This is a genomic window from Pseudoalteromonas sp. NBT06-2, from assembly GCF_002276045.1.
In the GTDB taxonomy this organism is placed as follows: domain Bacteria; phylum Pseudomonadota; class Gammaproteobacteria; order Enterobacterales; family Alteromonadaceae; genus Pseudoalteromonas.
Genome location: NZ_NQMR01000227.1, coordinates 1 through 2,915, shown reverse-complemented (window position 1 = coordinate 2,915; position 2,915 = coordinate 1). Strand labels below are relative to the sequence as shown.

Sequence of the window (2,915 nt, the reverse complement as noted above, 5' to 3'; positions counted from 1 at the left end):
TCGAATGATTGGAAGCTTTTTTGTTTGCCCGGCGAAGCTGGCAAACCCGACAGGCTGAAAGAAGTCAGATCACCCTGACTAAGGGGAAGATAATCTGAATGGCAAGGGCGTCACTGGTTAACGGTGGGGTCTGAAGGAAGCCATAGGAAGTTAGAAGTACACAACTAACCGTAACCTGTTTCGTCGGTATTGGTGGGCAAGCGCCCAAAATAGCGCGAAGCCCGATACTTAGTCAGACCAATACTGTGCTTGAGGGTGGTATTTCTAACAGGGAGTCAGTGTAGTAACTGGGGAAGCCTGGCATCTAAACTTAATTTTAGTAAGTGGTTTAAATTCAAGAGGAAACTCAAGGTTTAACGTCGGTGTGAGGTGGTAGATGAACCCGTAGTAGTGAGTAAAGCTAGGCCGATGAAAGCCAGTAATGGTGTGGAGAGGAAAACCGAGCCGACTACCAACATTACGTTTGATAGAGTCAGTTTTAGCCAAAAGCTTTAATTGATTGCGAAGGGGGAAAGTATTCTTTTAGCGTATGAAAGACGTGGAAATTAAATTATCGGCTCACAAGTATTTCGACGGAACTAGCCAAGAAATGACGGCTAAGCAGGAGTGTAGACGCTGAGAATTGAAGGGTGAGCAATGGAGTAATGACTGACCGCTTAGGCAGATTGCCAGCAGGCTAGCACCCCTAATGTCACCGAACGATAGGCTAATCAAAACGAACCGATATATCGTAAGCATAGGTAGAATATGACAGTTTATACGGACAATTGTTAGATATTAACAACTTGTACAATGGATTCCAAAAGGTAAAAAGCGCCAAAGGATCAGCCGCAATAGATAGGCAGTCCATAGGTGCGTTTGCCTCGAATCTAGAAGTAAACTTAAAACAACTGCAACTTGAACTGTAAACCAAGCATTATCGAGCACAACCAGTCAAACGGGTCGAAATACCCAAAGACTGTGGTGGTGTTAGGCTGCTTGGTATACCCGTCGTTTGAGACCGAATAGTGCAACAAACGCTATTGAACATTCTTCAACCGATCTTCGATATTGATTTTCACTCATCGAGTTATGGCTATAGACCAAAGCGAAGTTGCTATGACGCCATCAGTAAAGTGACAGACGGTAGCTTTTAAAACTGATTAATCAGTTCTTAAAAAGTGGAGTAATGATTGGAGAGGATTGGGAAGTGAGCACGGTAGGTAGCCCGAAAGAAGATGTAATTAGTTCTTTGTTGGCAAATATCTACCTCAATGCCTTCGATCAAGAAATGAAGCAGCGTAACCACAGACTAGTGAGATATGTAGATGACATCTTGATCTTGTGCAGCACAAAAAAACCAGCACAAGAGGCGTTAAGGATTGCAAGCCAAATACTTGAAAAAGACTTGAAGTTAACAGTTAACTAAAAGAAGACTTATGAATTCGTTCGAGAGGGATGAGGTAAAACTTCACCCTACTCGATATCGCCACACAGTGGTTTTTAATAGAACTGAAAAGTAGGGCTATTATGCGTTATCTTTAATGCCAACAATTAGCCAAGGTGAATCAGTTTGAGTTAGGTCTCTTTCTAAATGCCAGACTTCATCAATTATTTGCTCGTCTGTTTGTTCTGTTAAATCACGGTATTTACCTGAAAACTTAACACTTACTTCCCATAAGGCTGGACTTGTATTTGCTCTTACTAGATCACAATCAACAAAAATAACTTGAGTCTCTACACTTTCAACGCTTTTTCTTTCTGCTGTTAACTCGTTAAATAGGTCAATTGAAACATACTCTTGAATTGTTTCTAAGTTGTTTTCATTCCATGCTTTTTGAAGTGTATGGTAATGATCATTGGCAGCCTTTAAGAAGCTAGTAACATCGAATTCTTGAGGTAAGTTAAATGGTACTGATCCAATCTGATTAGCAGAATTTGTTACAACTGGGGTTGCATTTTCTTTTTGCTGTTGATTTGGGAAATGTGCATTTGCAGAACTAGCATATGCGGATTGAGATTGAGTTTTTTTCTGCATAAAACTTTTAAATAATTTGAATAATACAAATGCCACAAGTGCCATTAAAAGCATATCCATAATTTGCATGCCTTCAAAGTCACCACCCATCATAGAAGCGATCAAACCACCCATTAGTAAACCACCAAAAACACCGGTTATTATGCCTTTTTTATTAGATGTTTTCTTAGCGGGAGCCGTTTGTTGGTTTGGCTTAGTTTGTTCTTTAATTTGAGTTGTTTGTTGGGTTTTACCTTTACTTCGGCTGCCAAATTTTTTACGGGCTTCAGAATCAAAGCTTGTTCCTAGTATCAAAGTAAAAAGGGTAAATATTAAAAATAATTTTTTCATAACTGACCTGTTTAAAATAATTCGGTCATGATTGTAGAGTTTAGAAAGCGCTTGTCAATGTGTTATAACGAATTAGTACGCGGTTTTTTTTGAGGGTAAAGTAATGTAAACGACGTTTTATATTGAATTGTCAAAAAGTTAATTAGAAGATATTCATTCTAAATTGTAAATGAATTTAATCGTTATACCAAATCTTTTAATATATACTCATGTTACTTCAAAATACATGTTTCAGAGCTATCAGAGCGAGCCCAATTAAAGGCGTGTTGATGCAGGAATAGGCACCTTTGGAACCAACGCAACGATGAAGTGTGTTGGCTCAGAAACGCCGTCTCGGCGAGTTTAAACAGGGTTTATGCTGCGTTATGAATTTTGATAAGGGAACAACTATTATCTTCAATTAATGCCTTATCTAAATATTGTATATTTCTCGCTGAAATTGAGGGTTTTGAGGTGCCATGGTGGGTATGCAGTCCATAAACACTTATCTTTAAGTGGCTTTATCTGCTTTTTAATTTGCTACGCAGAAAGCTGCGTAGCAGGTATATACCCAAATCACTTCAAGATG

The 2,915-nt window shown here is 39.0% G+C and carries 2 protein-coding genes; one reads left to right on the top strand and one right to left on the bottom strand.

The window, feature by feature from the left end; genetic code table 11:
• The first annotated feature begins 1,189 nt into the window (after positions 1 to 1,189).
• Complete coding sequence (locus tag CJF42_RS28915) at positions 1,190 to 1,408, top strand: reverse transcriptase domain-containing protein (protein ID WP_252097734.1); 219 nt, start codon at positions 1,190 to 1,192, stop codon at positions 1,406 to 1,408.
• A 99-nt stretch (positions 1,409 to 1,507) separates the two neighbouring features.
• Here the strand turns inward: CJF42_RS28915 and CJF42_RS24415 are convergent, their stop codons facing one another.
• Positions 1,508 to 2,347, bottom strand: coding sequence for a Tim44 domain-containing protein (locus CJF42_RS24415; RefSeq protein ID WP_095369130.1), 840 nt, complete (start codon positions 2,345 to 2,347; stop codon positions 1,508 to 1,510).
• Positions 2,348 to 2,915: the final 568 nt, after the last annotated feature.

Coding starts and splice junctions, on each gene's coding strand:
- CJF42_RS24415 (WP_095369130.1), bottom strand. CDS start 2,347: ATGAAAAAATTATTTTTAATATTTACCCTTTTTACTTTGATACTAGGA.